Origin of the sequence: Gilliamella sp. B3482 (genome assembly GCF_026536805.1) — a bacterium.
GTDB lineage: Bacteria > Pseudomonadota > Gammaproteobacteria > Enterobacterales > Orbaceae > Gilliamella > Gilliamella apicola_E.
Genome location: NZ_JAFNNL010000002.1, coordinates 24,811 through 44,420, shown reverse-complemented (window position 1 = coordinate 44,420; position 19,610 = coordinate 24,811). Strand labels below are relative to the sequence as shown.

Here is a 19,610-nt window from a genome sequence, read left to right as displayed (position 1 = left end):
ATTAATAATAAATAGCAATGTTTTGGTTATGGATAGTTTCTATTTTTACTGGCGTATCAAATATATCTTCTAAAATAGTTGAATTCATAATTTCTTTTGGACTACCTTGATAGACAAGTTGGCCACCTTTCATGGCTAAAATATAATCAGAATAAACTGAGGCAAAATTGATATCATGGATAACAATAACAATCGTTTTACCGAGCTCATCGGCCGCTCGGCGTAACTGTTTCATCATCGAAACTGCGTGTTTCATATCAAGATTGTTTAGCGGTTCATCAAGCAAAACATACTCAGTATCTTGACAAAGCACCATAGCAACATAAGCACGTTGTCGTTGCCCGCCAGAAAGTTCATCTAAAAACCGATCTTTATATTCAGTTAAATTTAAGAATTCCAGTGATCGATGAATATGTGCTAAGTCATCTTTATTTAATCGCCCTTTTGAATAAGGATAACGTCCAAATCCTACTAATTCAAAAACAGTTAATCTGCTAGTAAAACGGTTTTCTTGCCTCAATACCGATAAGTAGGTGGCAAGTTTATCACTTGGCGTATTAACCACGTCCATACTTTGTATTTTTACTTGTCCTTCATCAGCCAGTAATAGACGGCTAATAATTGATAATAATGTCGATTTACCTGCACCATTAGGACCGATGATGGCTGTCACTCCAACTTGTGATATGGTCGCATTCACATTTTTTAATACAGATATGGTTTGATATTTTTTACTAATATTATCAATTTCTATCACATTGGAACCTTTTTCAATAATAAGAAGATAAACAGCGAACCACCAATAAACTCAATTACAATAGATAATGCACCAACCATGTTTAAAACATGCTCTAAAAACATTTGCCCACCAACAAGGAAAATAATTCCTAATAAAAATGCGGTTGGCAATAAAAAGCGATGTTGGCTGGAACCACTAATACTGTAAGCTAAATTTGCAATAAGTAAGCCTAAAAACGTAAATGGGCCAACTAATGCGGTCGATATTGAAACTAATACCGAAACTAATAATAAAATAATGATGACACTTTTTTGATAATCGATACCAAGATTAATCGCATTATCACGACCTAATGCTAGTACATCAAACCGAAAACGCATTCGCCATAAAAATAGACCAATTATGCAGGAAATAACTAATGAAAAGACAATTAGTACGGGTTCAGCTCGAGTAAAAGTTGCAAAAATTCGACTTTGTAATACAGCAAATTCAGTCGGCGTCATGAGACGTTGTAATAAATTGGAAAAGCTACGGAACAGCGTTCCTAGAATAATCCCAATTAATAAAACTAAATGAAGATTTTGTTTAAGTTTGTTAAATAATCCTCGATACAAAAATAGAGAAAATAAAATTAATAGTAATGACTCAAAGATAAATTTACCGACAATACCAATATAAGGGATACCTTGGACATCAATAAAAAATATTACCACTGTTTGAATCAACACAAACAGTGATTCAAACCCCATTATTGAAGGTGTTAAAATTCGATTGTTCGTAACAGTTTGGAATAGTAATGTTGACGTTGCCGCCGAAAAGGCGACTAAAATCATTGTTAATACAATCCAAGTCCGGTGTGTCAAAATGTAGCTGATGTTGCCTTTTAAATTAAATGTCATGAAAAAAACAACACAAAGCACGGCAAAACCAAGTAATAACCATACTGTTTTTCGGCTAGAAATATGGCGTTTTTGATTAACTAGCATGACGTTTTTTACTCAACAATACTAAAAAAATAATAGCCCCTACTACACCAAGAATGACACTGGCTGGTATTTCAAATGGATAACGGATAACGCGTCCAATAATATCACATAGCAAAACAAGCCCACTGCCTAATAAACAGATCCAAGGAATCGTTTTTCGAACATTATCACCAAATAATAAACTGACAATATTGGGAACAATCAGTCCTAAAAATGGCAATACACCAACCACCACAACGACTATTCCACCTATCAAAGCAATCACAACAAGACCAATTAACATGACTCGATTATAATTAAGCCCAACATTAACCGAAAAGTCTCTACCTAAACCGGCAACAGTGAACCGATCTGCACTCCAACAAGCGAGTAGAGTAATACCTCCAACTAACCATAATAACTCATAACGACCTTGCAAGATTCCGGAAAAGTCTCCTGACTCCCAACCACCAAGTGATTGTAATAGGTCAAAATACATCGCAAAAAAAGTACAAATGGCACTAATTACCGCACCAAGCATAATCCCAATAAGAGGCACCATCAGGGTAGATTTATAAATAATCTTGCGAGAAATGAACATAAATAACATAGTGCCCGCCATAGCAAATAAGCTGGCAACCACCATTTTCATCATCACACTTGCACCAGGCACAAGCACCATCATCACTAATAAACCAAGACTAGCCGACTGAGTTGTACCTACTAACGACGGTTCCACAAAACGATTTTGGGTAAGGAGTTGCATAATTAAACCAGCAACACTCATCGCGCTGCCAGCTAATAATAATGCCACTGTTCTAGGTACTCGACTAACAAAAAAGATTTGTCGCATATTACTGTCAGACCATAAATCAGCTAACGTAACATGCCCAGCACCAATAAAAAGGCTTAATGCAGCCATTGCGAATAAAAAAACAATGCCTGCAATAAAGTAAACCGTTTTAGACATTATTTATATTAATTTGCTGATGATTTTTGTAAAACATCACTTATTTGATCCATCAAACGACTATAAGTTTGAATACCACCAGAGATATACATAGAAGTAGAATCTAAATAAACAATATGGTTTTGTTGCCATGCATCGGTTTTTTGAATTAATTCGTTATTTAAAACCTGTTGTGCAGATTGTGCTTCTTTATTACCAATTGCGTTATCTCTATCAAGCACAAATATCCATTGTGGATTAACACTTAATACAAATTCAGAAGTTACTGCATTACCATGACGTCCTGCTTCTTGGAATGTTGTTGCAGGTTTAAAACCTAATACATCAAAAATAAAACCAAAACGTGATTTAGGGCCATATGCAGACATTTTGCCGCCATTAACCATAATCACTAAAGCCGTTCCAGCAGTGCTAGTTTTTGATTTTAAGCTATCAATTTTTTGATTAAAATCAGCAATTAGTTTTTTAGCTTCTGCTTGTTTACCAAAAATATTACCTAACTGCTCAGTACGCTGCGTCAAACTAGCCACAAAATTATTAGGATCAATATCAAGCGAAATTGTCGGCGCAATATCACTTAATTTTTTATATACATCATTGGCCCGACCACCTGCAATAATCACATCAGGTTGTAATGAACTTAATACTTCATAATTTGGTTCAAATAATGTGCCGACATTGGTATAAGTTTTATCAGCATATTTAGATAAGAACTCGGGAAAATGCACATCAGATTGAGGAACTGCTGTAACGGGAATATTTAATGCATCAATAATATCAAGTGTTGCAGTATTAAATACGACTACTTTTTTCGGATTTTCAGGAACCTCTGTTTTACCTTGAGCATGTTCAACAACAATTGATGTTTTATTAGCGGCAGGTGCTTCTTTTTTATCATCACAACCAACCAAAGCAAATAAAGCGGTTAGTAATACTAAAAATTTAAATTTGATAGATGAAAACATTGTAACTCCTAATTATTAGCTTAGTTCAAAAGCGCGTAAATGATAAATAGAATGATTATCATTTAGACTGAATTGTAACTAAAAATAAATAAGTGTTCAATGAACTTTGATAAACAAAAAAATCAATAATTAATAAGCTTATAAAAACATCAGCCAATAATATTAAATTAAAGGCTGATTACTGATCAATTCTACGTCAATTAATAATTGGAATCTTCGGATAATTCTTTAAGCTTTCTGGTTAACGTATTTCGTCCCCAACCTAAAAGGTTGGCAGCATCTTGTTTGTGACCACGAGTAAAATTAAGTGCGCATTTCAATAAAATTCGTTCAACTTCACTAACGGTTTGTGTCAATATCCCTGTTTGGCCAGCTAATAATGCTTGCTTAGCCCACTGTTCGAGCATCGTTTTCCAATCTGTTAACGGCTGTGGATGGGTATTAACGTCATAATTAACAGATGTAGCAGGCACCGATAACTGTAAAAGTTCTGGAGGTAAATCTTGAACAAAAATTTCATTATTTGACGACATTACAGTCACCCAACGACAAACATTTTCCAATTGCCTAACATTGCCCGGCCAATTAAACATACATAATAAATTAAGTGCTTCAGGACTCAGCACTTTACTTTCGACGCCTAACTCTTTGGCAGTAGTACGTAAAAAATGTTCAGCCAGTTTTGGAATATCTTGTGCTCTATCTCGTAATGGCGGTAATAAAATACGAATAACATTTAAGCGATGGAATAAATCTTCTCTAAACTTACCTTCTCTTACTCTCGCTTGAAGATCTTGATGGGTTGCGGCAATAATACGAACATCAACTTTAACCGGTGAATAACCACCGATTCGATAAAATTGACCATCGGCAAGCACTCTTAATAATCGCGTCTGCACATCTAACGGCATATCGCCAATTTCATCTAAAAATAGCGTACCACCGTTGGCTTGCTCAAAACGACCATGCCTTATTTGGGCTGCACCAGTGAATGCGCCTTTTTCATGACCAAACAATTCAGATTCAATTAAATCTTTTGGAATGGCAGCCATATTCAGTGCAATAAAAGGTGACTGCGAACGTGGACTATGGGTGTGCAATGCTTTAGCAACTAACTCCTTACCCGTTCCTGATTCGCCGTTAATCAGCACACTAATAGATGATTTTGAAAGTCGCCCAATAATACGAAACACTTCCTGCATTGATGGAGCTTCACCGATAATACCAGTAGAAGCTTTACTGCTAGAAGGACTGCTCGGTTTATTGCTTTGAGTTTGTAAAATAGCTCGTTCCACCAGTTGAATAACTTCATCAACATCAAAAGGCTTAGGAATATAATCATAAGCACCTTTTTGGTAAGCATTAACAGCAGCATCAAGATCGGAATGCGCCGTCATAATAATCACAGGCAAATTGGGCATTTGCTCTTTAATATAATTAAGTAAAGATAAGCCATCAATCCCAGGCATTTTTATGTCAGATAATATAACGGCTGGTTTTTGTGGGTGATTCACTAAAGCATCAATCACTTCTTGACCACTTGAAAAACTGATGCAATTAAAATGAGCATTAGTAAGTGCTTTTTCTAACACCCATCTAATCGAACTATCATCATCAACAATCCAAACATTCATTTCAATTAACCTCATTGTTTGATGGGCAGATAGATAGAAAACTCTGTGTGGCCTGGCCAACTATTAAACTCAATTTTTCCATGGTGCTGATCGATAATATTATGAGCAATCGACAAACCGATACCATTACCACCTTCATAACCACTTACCATAGGATAAAACAACGTATCTTGAATATGCACTGGAACGCCAGGTCCATTATCTTCAATATCGATGCGAGCACAAAGTCGGTAACGCAGGCCATGCAAAGTAACCTGAAATGCCGTTCGCGTTCTTATTGTGATAGAGCCTGTTTTCGAACCAATCGCTTGTATCGCATTACGAATGATATTTAAAACTACCTGTTCAATCTGTTCAGAGTCATGCACTAATTCAGGCAGACTAGGATCATAATCACGTATAATCGTTACGTTTGACGGCTTTTCTAAACTTAAAAGCGCATAAATTCGCTCAATAGCTTGGTGAATATTCTGCTGTTTTTGTTGTAAACGTTGTTGTGGGCCTAATAACCTATCAACAAGATTCCTTAATCTATCTGCTTGTTCAATAATAATTTGTGTATAGTCTTGCAACTCATTTTTAGGCAGTTCACGTGATAATAGTTGCGCTGCACCTCTAAGCCCACCTAATGGGTTTTTAATTTCATGGGCAAGTCCGCGGACTAGCTCACGTGCTGCACTTTGTTGAGCTTGTTGTAATTGTTCTTGGCTTAGTTTTTTATGGCTATTAAGTGGTGCCATTTCTATTAAAATATGGCCATTAGCAAGCAGTTGTGCCGTCAATGATAAAATATGTAGTTCATTATTTATCACTAAATTTACTTCACTATCGGTAAAACCTTGGTTTTGATCTAAGGCATTTTGCATTAAATCAAGGTTTAACGAAAAATACCCTAACAAATCAGGAAGACAACTTTCTAATATTTTTTTTGAACTTTGGGCTAGTAATTGTTGTGCCGCAGTATTGGCATAAAGAATATTGAGCTTTTTATCAAGTAATAAAATATTGGTTATCATAGAGTCGAGAACAAGATTCGCATCAGATTCATTATCAAATGTCATCGTAGGCACTCCGTTCTCATTAGATACCACCGCCAAACAGCGGTGGTTAAAACTTCAAATAATAAAATAATGACTTATAGGCTGTAATACAATTCAAATTCAACCGGATGCGGAGTCATGCGTACACGATCAACATCTTGGCGTTTTAAATCGATATAAGCATCGATAGTGTCATTAGTAAACACATTACCACGGGTTAAGAATTCACGATCCGCATCTAAAGCATTTAACGCTTCTTCAAGTGAACCTGCAACTTGTGGAATTAATTTAGACTCTTCTGGTGGTAAGTCATATAAGTTTTTATCCATCGCATCGCCCGGATGAATCTTATTGATAATACCATCTAAACCAGCCATTAACTGTGCAGCAAATGATAAGTATGGGTTACCAGCTGGATCTGGGAAACGAACTTCGATACGACGAGCCTTAGGACTAGTAACAACAGGGATACGAATTGATGCAGAACGGTTACGAGCAGAATATGCAAGCATAACGGGTGCTTCATAACCCGGTACTAAACGTTTATAAGAGTTTGTTGCTGGATTAGCAAAAGCATTAATTGCTTTAGCGTGTTTGATAATACCACCGATATAGAATAAAGCCATTTCAGAAAGGCCAGCATATTTATCACCAGCAAAAAGGTTCACACCATCTTTAGCAAGTGATTGATGGCAGTGCATACCAGAACCGTTATCACCAAACATTGGTTTTGGCATAAATGTCGCGGTTTTACCATAAGCATGTGCAACATTTTGTACTACATATTTATAGATTTGCACTTCGTCAGCTTTTTTAGTTAATGTATTGAAACGGCAAGCAATTTCATTTTGACCAGCAGTTGCAACTTCATGGTGATGAGCTTCAACAACTAAACCTAGTTGCTCCATAATTAAACACATTTCAGAACGAATATCTTGTGAAGAATCAACAGGAGGAAGCGGGAAGTAACCACCTTTTACACCTGGGCGGTGACCTTTGTTACCTTCTTCGTATTTAGTACCTGAGTTCCAAGCAGCTTCGATATCATCGATATGAACAAAACTACCTGACATCGGCGTTCCAAAACGCACATCATCAAATAGGAAGAACTCTGGTTCTGGTCCAAAAATAACAGTATCAGCAATGCCTGATGATTTTAAAAACTCTTCAGCGCGTTTAGCAATTGAGCGCGGGTCACGATCATAGCCTTGTAATGTTGCTGGTTCTAAAACGTCACAACGAATATTCAATGTCACATCTTCAAAAAATGGGTCAATCACGGCACTTGATGCATCTGGCATTAACACCATATCTGATTCGTTAATCCCCTTCCAACCTGCAATTGAAGAGCCATCAAACATCTTACCATCTTCAAAAAAATCTGCGTCAATTTGACTAACAGGAATGGTAACGTGTTGTTCTTTACCTTTAGTATCAGTAAAACGTAAATCAACAAATTTAACATCGTTTTCTTTTATTAGTGTAAAAACTTTTTGTGTAGACATGTAGCTTCTCCATTGAGGACATATAAAATAAATGTTCAGTTCAAAGGCATATTTGCCTATTTATTAAATTATATGCAAATTTGATGCCAATTTTTTAACCACGATTTTTAAACGGTTTTTATTGGTTAGATAATAGCAAAAATTAACATTAATGCACCAAAATAATGCACATAGCACCAAAATAATGCACCAAAATGTAACATACTGCTACTTGCGTTACATTTTGGTGCCATTAATGAAAAGTGAATTTGCTAACTCTTTCGAATGATCTACGATTCTTTTCGATAACCTGTTATTACTAAATAAAAGGTTGTTTTATCCCAATCCTTTTTTAGAGTTTCTTCTGAAATAAATGTAGCCTCATATAATACATTATCTTTTGGATTGACAATTGCTACTGGTTTTAGTTGTTCCCAATAACAACATACGAATTTCAAATCGCCCATTCCCATAGTCTTAATTAAATATTCATGAGCTTGCTTAGCATATTTACCTTCAACTTTATAAATAACCTCAATAGGCCATGTTTGCCCATAGTCGGTTGTCCTACACTTTTCATATTGAAAAAAATCAGGGGCATTTGGATCAATTTCATGGAAAAAGTCTCGACAAGTTAGATTCGGATCAAACCCTAATGAACTAGATTGACTATCTTCCTTTAGTTCCTCTAGGCTTAGTATTTCGTCAGTATTAAGATTATTTGATTCTGCTAATGCTGACGAAATTAAAGTAACGAAAATGAATGGCAACAAAATAAATCTTTTAAATAACATAGTTTCAATCCTTAAAACTTTTAAATCTTATTAGCTTAAAATAAGATTTCTCCCTTTAGGTCTATATTTCAGTAGACAATATCGTTATAATCTTAACCTATTTTTAATAATACTAGGTAATCATAAAAGTATGGACTTTGTTACAATCGAAATTATACCTTTTATCCAAAATCACCTTTTACTTTCATTAGGTTGGATTGTGTTATTTGTTGCAATCATTGTAATGACCGTGAAAAGTAAATTATCAAAAGTGAAAATAATTAATAACGCGCAAGCAATTAGTATGATCAACAAACAAAACGCAGTTATTGTCGATATTCGCTCTGCAGATAGTTTCAAAAAAGGGCATATTACTGAATCTCACAACATTTTACCCGTTGACATTAAAAATGCTAGCGCAAAAACCATTGAAAAATTTAAAGAAGATATTATCATCGTGGTTGATGATAATGGTTTAACATCAGCAAGCATTGGTGAAGTATTAGTCAAACAGGGCTTTTTGCATGTATTTACATTAAAAGATGGTATTGCTGGATGGAACGGCGAAAACTTACCATTAGTTAGAAAATAATATAATATTAAAATAAGGTTTTATCATGACAGAACAAAACAATACACCTGAAACACAATTTGCTATTCAACGCATTTATACCAAAGATGTTTCATTTGAAACAAACAACGTTCCAGAAATTTTCACAAAACAATGGCAACCAGAAATGAATTTAGAACTAAATTCATCATCACAAGCGTTGAGTGAAGGTGTGCATGAAGTTTCTTTACGTGTCACAGTAACAGTAAAACAACAAGAAGAAGTTGTATATATTTGTGAAGTGACTCAGTCAGGTATTTTCTCGCTTATCGGATTTGACGATGCTCAAATTCAACATTGTGTAGGTGCTTATTGTCCTAATATTTTATTCCCTTATGCGCGTGAAGTTATTTCAAGCTTAGTAAATAAAGGAACTTTCCCACAACTTAATTTAGAACCTGTAAATTTTGAAGCTTTATTCATTAGCTATTTGCAACAGCAAGAAGCTAAAACCGAATCGACTGAAACTTTACAGTAATTACTAGTTAATAAAGTCTATGTTTATGAATAAAAATGCAGCAGTGACAGTGATTGGCGCAGGTTCTTATGGAACCTCGCTGGCAATATTACTGGCACGAAATGGTCACTCAACCTTATTATGGGGACATAACCCAGATAAGATGGCTATTTTGCAACATGATAGACAAAATAGACAATTTTTACCGGATATTTCTTTTCCTGACCAACTTCAAGTTGAAGCGGATCTTAAAACTGCCGTTTCAGCTTCAGCAATTTTATTAATTGTTGTTCCAAGCCACGCATTTGGTAGCATTCTTAAACAAATCAAACCATTTTTAAGAAAAGATAGCAAAATTGTTTGGGCAACCAAAGGACTTGAAGTCGATACCGGTCGACTATTACAAGATGTTGCCAGAGAAGTATTGGGTGATAAAATCCCATTAGCGGTTATTTCAGGTCCTACTTTCGCTAAAGAAGTTGCATCAGGCTTACCAACAGCAGTAACCGTTGCCTCAACCGATGATCAATTTCTAACTGAACTCCAAAATTTATTTCACTGTAGTAAATCATTCCGTGTTTATAGCAGTAAAGACTTTATTGGCGTTCAACTTGGTGGCGCGGTAAAAAATGTTATTGCAATTGGTGCTGGTTTATCCGATGGGCTGGGTTTTGGTGCAAATGCGAGAACAGCTTTAATAACCCGCGGACTTGCCGAAATGATGCGATTAGGCGAAGCTCTTGGTGCCGATCCTGCCACGTTTATGGGGATGGCTGGTTTAGGCGATTTAGTACTTACTTGTACAGATAATCAGTCCCGAAATCGTCGATTTGGTATTTTACTAGGTCAAAACAAATCCATTCAAGAAGCACAAGATATTATTGCTCAAGTGGTTGAGGGTTGCCGAAATACTAAAGAAGTTTGGGCATTAGCTCAAAAATATCATGTTGATATGCCTATCACAGAACAAATCTATAAAGTGCTTTACGAACATAAAGATCCAAAACTTGCAGCCATGTCATTATTGGGTCGCTCACAAAAACAAGAATTAAAAAGCGAGTCTTAGATCTTTAAAAACCCCGCTCCTCAACTTTTTTTGATATGTCGTGGTTTTTGGGAGGCGTTTTAAACACTCATTCCTAGGCCCTTTTCCTTGGCTTTCTGGTAAATATCATAACCAACATAGACATCTAATACTGCCGTTCCCACACTTTTAAATAACGTGATTTGCTGATCGTTTTGGCGACATTTTTGTGAATCAATAACTAAATCACCTAATTCATAAAAATCTTGTTTTGTAACTAAATGTTGATTGATTGGATCGATAATATCACCCGCCTCAGCAAATACACCATCTTTGGTATCAAGTACGCGAATATCAGCATTTTTAACAATATTACTTGGTATTTCGTGCATTTCTGGCGTGTAAGCACCTACTCCATTGATATGTGTTCCTGGTTTAACCAAATCGCCATTGAATGTCACAACTTTTGATGTAGTGACAGAGGTAATGATATCTGCTTGGCGAATATCTTCATCCAAATTGTTCGAAAAATAGAGGTTAGCGGAGAAATGAGCGAATCGTTTCTTCATCTCTTCAGTAAATTGCTTGCCTTTATTGACATCAAGCCCAAAGATCGCCACATCAGTCAATTGACGGACGGTTAACATCGCTTCTAACTGTGAAGCAGCTTGTCCACCAGTACCAATTAATACAGCACGTTTAGCATCTTTTCTGGCTAATAAATCGGTAGCTGCACCTTGTACCGCGCCTGTGCGTAATTGGGTCACAAATGTGCCATCTAACATCGCACAAACTTCGCCTGTTAACGGATCGATCATAAACACTTGCGCGGGAACAGATGGCTTACCAAGTTTCGGGTTATCAGGAAAAACCGAGACAATTTTCAAGCCAACCACATCATTTTCTTTTATATGAGCAGGCATAATCAAACATTGCCCTTTTTGCATGTCAAAGTTGATGCGTAATGGAACTTCACTATTACCTTGAGTATAGATTTTCAGTGCTTGTTTATCCGCTGCAACGGCATCTTTCATAGTATAGAATTGTTGAATATCTTGGGCAGTTAAAATTAACATTTCGATTCCTTATTTAATATTTATTTTCATATTATTTATTATCCATTATTTAATCTTACCAACAAAAAATTAAATACTCTTGTTTAATATCAATATAAATAGATAATTTTCGCTTTCTTGTATATTTAATTTATTTTCATTATTATTACAAAGTACAATTTTGTACGGAAATTGAGAAATCAGATGTTATTTAAAATATTAAAGTTTTTTCTAAAAATTTTATTTCATGTAAAGATTCAAGGGAATCTCAATAATTTAAAACAAGACAGATTACTTATCACACCTAATCATGTTTCCTTCCTAGACGGCATTTTAATCGGCGTATTTTTACCAGTTAAACCAGTATTTGCTATCTACGCAGGCTACATTGATCATTGGCTAGTCCGTTTAGCCAAACGTTACGTTGATTTTGTGCCAATGGATCCATTAAGTCCAATGGCGATTAAAAGGTTAGTTCGTGAAATTGAAAAAGGACGACCAATTGTTATTTTCCCGGAAGGTCGAATTACCATAACCGGCTCATTAATGAAGATTTATGACGGTGCAGCATTTGTTGCTGCTCGTTCTCAAGCAACGATTGTACCTGTCTGGATTGAAGGTGCAGAATTTACGTTAACTAGCCGTTTAAAAGGCTTATTTAAACGTCATCTATTTCCTAAAATTACAATTCATGTATTGGAACCAACATCAATCCCAATGCCTGATGCACCAAAAGCAAGTGAACGACGATATATTGCTGGTGAAAAATTACATCAAATTATGATGAATGCCAGAATGGCAAGCCGACCAAAATTGACACTTTTTGAAGCGTTGCTCGAAGCCCAAGTTCGTTATGGGGTAAAATCGCGAATGGTTCAAGATCCTACCACTCACGAAGCCTCTTATCGAAACTTGCTTAAGCAAATTATCGGTGTTAGTTGCATTATTTCTAAGATTACCAAACAAAAAGAAAGAGTTGGTTTATTGCTCCCTAATGCAACGATTACTGTTGCAACTATTTTTGGTCTATCAGTCAAAAATCGTATTCCAGCCATGCTTAATTATACAGCAGGAACTAAAGGGTTAACCTGTGCAATTACTGCGGCTGAAATAAAAACGATCATTACTTCACGCAAATTTATTCAAAAAGGTAAGCTTGATTATCTATTAGAAGAAATTAAGGACGTAAATTGGTATTTCCTTGAGGACTTGCGTAGTAGTTTGACTTTTGTTGATAAACTTTATGTTGCACTTCATCAATACATTCCACGTTTAGTGAAACGACAACAATCAAGTGATGATGAAGCTTTAGTGTTATTTACATCAGGCTCAGAAGGCAATCCTAAAGGTGTAGTGCACAGCCATGGTAGTTTATTGGCAAATGTTGAACAGATTCGTACCGTTATCGATCCGACACCGGCTGACCGTTTTATGTCCGCATTGCCATTATTCCATGCTTTTGGTATTACTGCTGGTTTATTCTTACCGTTGTTTTCTGGAAGTCGTACCTTCTTATATCCAAACCCACTACATTATCGTATGGTGCCAGAAATCATTTATGACCAAAACTGTACCGTGTTATTTGGCACACCAACATTTTTAGCCAATTATGCTCGCTACGCTCATCCTTATGATTTTATGCGATTACGTTATGTGGTTGCCGGTGCTGAAAAACTTTCCGATGCGGTGCGTGAACAATGGAAAGATAAATATGGCATTCGAATCTTAGAAGGTTATGGCGTAACCGAATGTGCACCAGTTGTTGCCCTTAATGTGCCAATGGCATTTAAAGCAGGAACTGTTGGTCGGCTATTGCCAGGTATGCAATCAAGATTAATACCTATCCCAGGGATTACCAATGGCGGGGAATTACAGCTTAAAGGACCTAACGTAATGAAAGGGTATTTACGAGTTGAAAAACCCGGTGTACTTGAAGAGCCTGTTGCCGTTGATGAAAATGGTAATGCAGAAAAAGGCTGGTATGATACTGGCGATATCGTAGATATTGATAAAGATGAGTTTTTGACAATTAAAGGACGACTGAAACGCTTTGCTAAAATTGCTGGCGAAATGGTTTCACTGGAAAGTGTTGAAGCGCTAGCTAGAAAAGTCGATCCTGATGCCATGCATGGCGCTACAGTAAAAGCTGACGCAGCTAAAGGTGAAGCGCTTGTGCTATTTACTACTTCAACTACATTAACTCGAGAACAGCTTAATCAGGCAGCACAAGATTTAGGTATTCCTGCATTAGCCATTCCTAGAGATATTCGTGTGGTTAAAGAATTACCATTGCTTGGTACTGGCAAAATCGATTTTATTACGCTACGCAAAATGGCTGATGAAAATGAATAATAGCAAGGATTCACTATGAATAAACAGCCTTTATTAACTGTTGGCATGGCTGCAACCATGCTAGCCCAGTTTTTTTCAGCCTTTGCTGATAATGCTATTTTCTTTGCAATATTAGCTTTTATTAAACAACTCAATTATCCAGAGTGGAGCCAATCGGCATTACAAATCGGTTTTGTCATCCCTTTCATCCTTCTTTCGCCATTTGTTGGTCAATTTGCTGACAGCATGTCTAAAGGCAGAGCGATGATGATCTCAAATGGTATTAAATTATTAGGTGCTGCTGTTATTTGCCTAAATATCAATCCATTTTTAGGTTATTTTCTAGTTGGTGTGGGAGCAGCCGGTTATTCACCAGCAAAATATGGTATTTTAGGTGAGCTAACCTCAGGCGATAATTTAGTGAAAGCAAATGGTTTAATTGAAGCATCAACAATTGCAGCTATTTTACTAGGCTCACTTGCTGGAGGCCATATTGCTGACTTAAACATCACATTTGCATTACTTACTTGTGTAATAATGTATGGCCTAGCTGTTATAGCAAATATTTTTATTCCTAAACTTCCTGTCGCTCGAAAAGACATTGAGTGGAAGTTTATGAGTATGATAAAGGATTTTGCTAAAACCTTTAAAATTATTTTCAATAATAAACAAGCACTTTATACTTTACTCGGCACTAGCCTATTTTGGGGAGCGGGTATTACCTTGCGCTTTTTATTAATTAGCTGGGTGCCAATTGTGTTAGGTATTACTGACAACTCAACCCCAACAAATCTAAATGCCGTTGTGGCAATAGGTATTGTTGTTGGTGCTGGCCTTGCTAGTGCTATGGTTTCAATATCCAATACATTACGGTGTATTCCAGCAGGAATATTAATGGGGTTTGCCGTCATTGCATTTACCTTGCAAAGCAATATGACGAGTTCTTATATTCTATTAGTGATTATTGGTGCTTTAGGTGGTTATTTTTTAGTCCCACTAAATGCATTAATTCAAAAAATGGGGAAAGAGCTTATTGGTGCTGGTAGTGTAATTTCAATACAAAACTTAAGCGAATATAGTGCAATGATGATTATGCTCAGTGCTTATACGTTAGCTATTGCTTGTGGATTATCTGTTATTACTATCGGTGTAGGTTTTGGTATGCTATTTGCCATTCTTATCGGGTTTGTATGGTTAGGTTTAAAATCACATGTCAAACATTAATTTATCAGCAATGATCACCGAAAATCGCAATAGTGCGAGCGAGAACATCGACTGCGCATCCACCCTTGAAATACTTCAAATTATCAATAATGAAGATAAAAAAGTGGCAATCGCTGTCGAAAAACAATTAGCTAATATAGCCAATGCGGTAGATGCAATTAGCGATGCTTTCTTAAATCATGGCCGTTTAATTTACCTTGGTGCCGGCACTTCTGGACGATTAGGTATTTTAGATGCGAGCGAGTGCCCACCTACTTACGGAACGCCTCCAGAACAAGTCGTTGGATTAATTGCTGGCGGGCACCCTGCCATATTTAAAGCGGTTGAAAATGCAGAAGATTCACCCGAGCTAGCAGTTAATGATCTAAAAAATATCAATTTTAGCAAAAAAGATATTTTAGTAGGTATCGCAGCAAGTGGCCGCACACCTTATGTTATCGGCGGTATGCAATATGCTCAATCACTGGGTTCAACAGTAATTAGCTTATGTTGCAACCCCAATGCACCGATGATTAACTTGGCCAATATTGCCATTACCCCAATTGTTGGCGCAGAAGTAGTTAGCGGTTCATCAAGAATGAAAGCCGGTACAGCACAAAAATTAGTACTTAATATGTTAACCACAGCCAGCATGATTAAAATTGGTAAGGTTTACGGTAATTTAATGGTTGATGTTGAGGCCACTAATGCTAAACTCGTAGAACGTCAAATATCAATTGTCATGCAAGCGACCGATTGTAGTCGAGAGACGGCTATCTCCACGCTAAGTCAATGTAACAAAAATTGTAAAACAGCTATTTTAATGATTCTTGCAGGTTTAACAGCTCAGCAAGCAAAAACAGCATTACAACAAAATAACGGTTTTATCCGTAAAGCATTAGAACAAAGCAATAAATAATCTTTCTTAGCATTACACAAATGTTACTATTCTGATAAAGAAAGATTATTCTAAAATTTAGCAATATATTTTATCAAACCTTGATGAAGATCGAATTTATAAATCATATTGTTAACTAAAATAAGTAAATAGATTTATTTTATTAACTTTATATTAGCAATAATATAAAAAACTGGGAGGTACGTTATGGTTGGAATAATCTTGGCAACTCATGGTGAGTTTGCTGAAGGTATTTTACAATCAGGGACGATGATATTTGGAGAGCAAGAAAACGTTAAAGCCGTTACTTTGCATCCAAGTGATAGTCCTGAAAGTTTAAAGGAACGGATGCTGGCAGCAATTGCTACTTTCGATGATCAAAATGAAGTACTTTTTTTAGTCGATTTATGGGGTGGAACACCATTTAACCAAGCCAATACACTCTGTGGAGAACATCCAAATTGGGCTATCGTTGCAGGTTTAAATCTTCCAATGTTGATTGAGGCATACTCATCACGTTTATCGATGGAGACCGCCAAAGAAGTGGCTGCCGCCATTATTGAATCAGCCCAAGATGGTATTAGAACAACGGTTGAAGTGGCAACTAAACCAACGCAAAACAATCAACAAACAAGCACTATCCCTGAAGGTACTGTTTTAGGTGATGGTAAATTGAAAATTGTATTAGCTCGCGTTGATTCACGCTTGTTACACGGACAAGTGGCAACATCTTGGACTAAAACGACTAACCCTAATCGTATTATTGTGGTTTCAGACTCAGTTGCCAAAGATGAATTAAGGAAAAAACTGATTGAAGAGGCCGCACCTCCTGGTGTTAAAGCCAATGTTGTGCCAATAAAAAAAATTATTGAAGTTGCGCATGATCCCCGTTTTGGTAACACCAAAGCCTTATTACTTTTCGAAAACCCTGAAGATGTACTTCGCGCTATAGATGGCGGTGTTGATATTCAAACATTAAATGTTGGTTCAATGGCGCATTCTGTCGGCAAGGTAATGGTCAACAAAGTGCTGTCAATGAGCGCTGAAGATGTTGATACATTCGAGAAATTAAAAGCGAAAAATGTGAAATTCGACATTCGCAAAGTACCTAATGATTCTGAGGATAATATGGATGAATTATTAAAGAAAGCGAAACAAGAATTAGCTGAACAAAAGAATTAGTTTAATTAAGGGGTTATTATTATGACTTTATCAATTATTGCTATCATTTTAGTGATAGTTATTGCGTTCTTAGCTGGAATGGAAGGTATTTTAGACCAATTCCAATTCCATCAACCATTAGTTGCTTGTTCACTAATTGGTCTAGTGACAGGAAATCTAGAAGCTGGCGTAATGTTAGGTGGTTCATTACAGATGATAGCATTAGGCTGGGCAAATATTGGCGCAGCGGTTGCACCTGATGCCGCGCTTGCTGCTGTTGCTTCATCTATTATTTTAGTTCTTGGTGGACAAGGTGAGGCTGGAGTATCGACAGCTATCGCTATTGCCATCCCACTAGCAGTTGCTGGCTTATTTTTAACGATGATTGTGCGAACTATTGCCGTTCCATTAGTGCATTTAATGGATGCTGCAGCAGAGCAAGGTAATATCCGTAGAATCGAATGGTTACAAATATTAGGGGTTTGTTTACAAGGTTTACGTATTGCAATACCAGCAGCAGCGCTGTTATTTATTCCTGCTGAAGTGGTAAAAGACGCATTAAATTCAATGCCTAAATGGCTATCAGAAGGTATGGGTATTGGTGGAGGCTTGGTAGTGGCTGTTGGTTATGCGATGGTAATTAATATGATGGCAAGTCGTGAAGTTTGGCCATTTTTCATTATTGGTTTTGTTGTTGCCGCGATATCACAATTAACCTTGATTGCAATTGGTGCTCTAGGTATTGCTCTAGCACTAATTTATCTAAATCTTTCTGAACGTGGCAATTCATCAAATGGTGGTAGTAAAGGCGATCCACTTGATGATATTTTAAATGATTACTAAGAACTTGGAGAAGAACATGACAGATCGAATTCATTTATCGAAAAAAGACCGTTTATCGGTAGCTTGGCGTTCAACTTTCCTTCAAGGTTCTTGGAACTACGAACGTATGCAAAATGGTGGCTTGGTTTATTCAATGATTCCTGCTATCAAAAAATTATATACCACAAAAGAAGATCGTTCGGCAGCACTTAAACGCCATTTAGAATTTTTCAATACACATCCTTATTTAGCATCACCTGTACTTGGTGTGACTTTAGCCCTTGAAGAAGAACGAGCTAATGGAGCGCCTGTAGATGATGTCACTATTCAAGGGGTAAAAGTGGGAATGATGGGACCTTTAGCTGGGGTTGGTGATCCAGTTTTCTGGTTTACACTTCGTCCTATGCTTGGTGGACTAGGTGCCTCACTTGCCTTAAGTGGTAATATTCTAGGTCCAATTCTATTCTTCCTACTTTGGAACATTATTCGCATGTGCTTCATGTGGTTTACCCAAGAATTAGGTTACCGTACTGGTTCTAAAATTACCGATAACTTAAGTGGTGGTGTACTCCAAAAAATCACTAAAGGTGCGTCTATCTTGGGGATGTTTGTACTGGCAGCTTTAGTACAAAGGTGGGTATCAATAAAATTCCAACCAGTCGTATCAACCGTAAAATTAGATAATGGTGCATTTATTGATTGGAATTCCCTACCTGCTGGTGCCGAAGGTATACAAAAAGCATTGATGCAAATGCAAGAAGGACTCGCACTTAGTCAAAACCAAGTAATGACTTTACAAAATAACTTAGATCTATTAATTCCTGGACTTGTACCATTACTATTAACGTTCTTCTGTATGTGGTTACTTCGTAAAAAAGTATCACCTATTATAATTATTCTTGCACTATTTTTAGTCGGTGTTACTGGTCATGTTATTGGTCTTTTATAAAGCCAACAATGTTGACAAAAAAAGTTGAGGAGCGCACTTTTTAAGCAAAAATGCTGTTTTTCCTCAAACATAAATCACCCTTTTCTCCATAAATAATGAGAAAAGGGTGCCTTAGCAACTCAGATTAAAATAATGGATATAAGTAGCTAAATGGTTCAATCATTAAATACCAAAGTAGATTTAACAGTAAAAGCGACTGCTTTTTCAGGTTTTTCAGAATATGGCCAGATTATGATTGGTGATAAGGCGTTCGAATTCTATCATCAACGCGATCCTCGGAAATATATTCAAATTCCTTGGGAAGAGGTCGATTATGTTATCGCATCGGTATTTTTTAAAGGTAAGTGGATATCTCGTTACTCCATACAAACAAAAAAAGACGGTACGTTCGCTTTTGCGTCCAAAGAGCCGAAAAAAGTATTAAAAGCAATACGTGTCTATGTTGATAGCAAAAAAATGGTCAAAGCGTTAGGATTTTTTGACGTGTTAAAACGAGCTTTGTTCCGGAAAAAGTCTTAAAGATCAACCAT

18 protein-coding genes and 2 pseudogenes are annotated in these 19,610 nt (G+C 36.5%); 11 read left to right on the top strand and 9 right to left on the bottom strand.

Annotation, left to right across the window (positions count from 1 at the left end; translation table 11 throughout):
- Window position 1 precedes the first annotated feature (1 nt).
- The 8 genes from J3U18_RS03405 to J3U18_RS03370 all read right to left on the bottom strand — a co-directional run bounded on the left by J3U18_RS03405 (window position 2) and on the right by J3U18_RS03370 (window position 8,591).
- On the bottom strand, window positions 2-757 hold the full coding sequence (locus J3U18_RS03405; RefSeq protein ID WP_267352923.1) for an ABC transporter ATP-binding protein: 756 nt from the start codon (window positions 755-757) through the stop codon (window positions 2-4).
- On the bottom strand, window positions 754-1,725 hold the full coding sequence (locus tag J3U18_RS03400) for an iron chelate uptake ABC transporter family permease subunit (protein WP_267352922.1): 972 nt from the start codon (window positions 1,723-1,725) through the stop codon (window positions 754-756). Before J3U18_RS03400 ends, J3U18_RS03405 begins: the two co-directional genes overlap by 4 nt.
- Window positions 1,715-2,674 carry an ABC transporter permease gene (locus J3U18_RS03395; RefSeq protein ID WP_267352921.1) on the bottom strand — a complete coding sequence of 320 codons (960 nt, stop codon included), beginning with the start codon at window positions 2,672-2,674 and terminating at the stop codon, window positions 1,715-1,717. The genes J3U18_RS03400 and J3U18_RS03395 overlap by 11 nt, the downstream gene beginning before the upstream one ends.
- 8 nt (window positions 2,675-2,682) lie before the next feature.
- Entirely contained in the window at window positions 2,683-3,639 is a 957-nt protein-coding gene (locus J3U18_RS03390; protein WP_267338792.1) for a siderophore ABC transporter substrate-binding protein, read from the bottom strand.
- 200 nt (window positions 3,640-3,839) lie between these two features.
- Entirely contained in the window at window positions 3,840-5,273 is a 1,434-nt protein-coding gene (glnG, locus tag J3U18_RS03385) for a nitrogen regulation protein NR(I) (RefSeq protein ID WP_267332422.1), read from the bottom strand.
- Between the two features lie 11 nt (window positions 5,274-5,284).
- Window positions 5,285-6,334, bottom strand: coding sequence for a nitrogen regulation protein NR(II) (glnL, locus tag J3U18_RS03380; RefSeq protein WP_267352920.1), 1,050 nt, complete (start codon window positions 6,332-6,334; stop codon window positions 5,285-5,287).
- Between the two features lie 74 nt (window positions 6,335-6,408).
- Complete coding sequence (glnA, locus tag J3U18_RS03375) at window positions 6,409-7,818, bottom strand: glutamate--ammonia ligase (RefSeq protein ID WP_065563711.1); 1,410 nt, start codon at window positions 7,816-7,818, stop codon at window positions 6,409-6,411.
- A 269-nt stretch (window positions 7,819-8,087) separates the two neighbouring features.
- Window positions 8,088-8,591: a DUF4952 domain-containing protein gene (locus J3U18_RS03370; protein ID WP_267352919.1), complete on the bottom strand. Its 504-nt coding sequence runs from the start codon at window positions 8,589-8,591 to the stop codon at window positions 8,088-8,090.
- 130 nt (window positions 8,592-8,721) lie between these two features.
- Here J3U18_RS03370 and J3U18_RS03365 point away from each other — a divergent pair, with 130 nt between their 5' ends.
- From J3U18_RS03365 to gpsA, 3 genes are read left to right on the top strand one after another with little or no spacing between them, the layout of a single operon-like run.
- Entirely contained in the window at window positions 8,722-9,162 is a 441-nt protein-coding gene (locus J3U18_RS03365) for a rhodanese-like domain-containing protein (RefSeq protein ID WP_065563713.1), read from the top strand.
- 25 nt (window positions 9,163-9,187) lie between these two features.
- Window positions 9,188-9,658: a protein-export chaperone SecB gene (gene secB / locus J3U18_RS03360; protein WP_065563714.1), complete on the top strand. Its 471-nt coding sequence runs from the start codon at window positions 9,188-9,190 to the stop codon at window positions 9,656-9,658.
- A gap of 25 nt (window positions 9,659-9,683) precedes the next feature.
- Window positions 9,684-10,703, top strand: coding sequence for an NAD(P)H-dependent glycerol-3-phosphate dehydrogenase (gene gpsA / locus J3U18_RS03355; protein ID WP_065563715.1), 1,020 nt, complete (start codon window positions 9,684-9,686; stop codon window positions 10,701-10,703).
- Window positions 10,704-10,762: 59 nt separating this feature from the next.
- On the opposite strand, the gene J3U18_RS03350 is transcribed toward gpsA, so the two are convergent.
- Window positions 10,763-11,737: a hypothetical protein gene (locus J3U18_RS03350; protein WP_267352918.1), complete on the bottom strand. Its 975-nt coding sequence runs from the start codon at window positions 11,735-11,737 to the stop codon at window positions 10,763-10,765.
- Window positions 11,738-11,920: 183 nt separating this feature from the next.
- Here J3U18_RS03350 and aas point away from each other — a divergent pair, with 183 nt between their 5' ends.
- The 8 genes and pseudogenes from aas to J3U18_RS03315 all read left to right on the top strand — a co-directional run bounded on the left by aas (window position 11,921) and on the right by J3U18_RS03315 (window position 19,599).
- Window positions 11,921-14,068, top strand: coding sequence for a bifunctional acyl-ACP--phospholipid O-acyltransferase/long-chain-fatty-acid--ACP ligase (gene aas, locus J3U18_RS03345; protein WP_267332419.1), 2,148 nt, complete (start codon window positions 11,921-11,923; stop codon window positions 14,066-14,068).
- A gap of 15 nt (window positions 14,069-14,083) precedes the next feature.
- On the top strand, window positions 14,084-15,271 hold the full coding sequence (gene lplT, locus J3U18_RS03340) for a lysophospholipid transporter LplT (RefSeq protein ID WP_065563718.1): 1,188 nt from the start codon (window positions 14,084-14,086) through the stop codon (window positions 15,269-15,271).
- Window positions 15,258-16,169: an N-acetylmuramic acid 6-phosphate etherase gene (gene murQ, locus J3U18_RS03335; protein WP_267342925.1), complete on the top strand. Its 912-nt coding sequence runs from the start codon at window positions 15,258-15,260 to the stop codon at window positions 16,167-16,169. The genes lplT and murQ overlap by 14 nt, the downstream gene beginning before the upstream one ends.
- A gap of 186 nt (window positions 16,170-16,355) precedes the next feature.
- Window positions 16,356-16,728 (top strand): annotated as a pseudogene (locus tag J3U18_RS11885) (PTS sugar transporter subunit IIA); the annotation flags it as partial.
- Window positions 16,729-16,787: 59 nt separating this feature from the next.
- Window positions 16,788-17,330, top strand: a pseudogene (locus tag J3U18_RS11880) (PTS system mannose/fructose/N-acetylgalactosamine-transporter subunit IIB); the annotation flags it as partial.
- Between the two features lie 21 nt (window positions 17,331-17,351).
- The gene (locus J3U18_RS03325) at window positions 17,352-18,152 is read left to right on the top strand and encodes a PTS mannose/fructose/sorbose transporter subunit IIC (protein ID WP_267338786.1); all 801 of its coding nucleotides are present in this window, start codon (window positions 17,352-17,354) and stop codon (window positions 18,150-18,152) included.
- Between the two features lie 16 nt (window positions 18,153-18,168).
- On the top strand, window positions 18,169-19,080 hold the full coding sequence (locus J3U18_RS03320; protein WP_267352917.1) for a PTS system mannose/fructose/sorbose family transporter subunit IID: 912 nt from the start codon (window positions 18,169-18,171) through the stop codon (window positions 19,078-19,080).
- Between the two features lie 150 nt (window positions 19,081-19,230).
- Complete coding sequence (locus J3U18_RS03315; protein WP_065563723.1) at window positions 19,231-19,599, top strand: DUF956 family protein; 369 nt, start codon at window positions 19,231-19,233, stop codon at window positions 19,597-19,599.
- The last annotated feature ends 11 nt before the right edge of the window (window positions 19,600-19,610 follow it).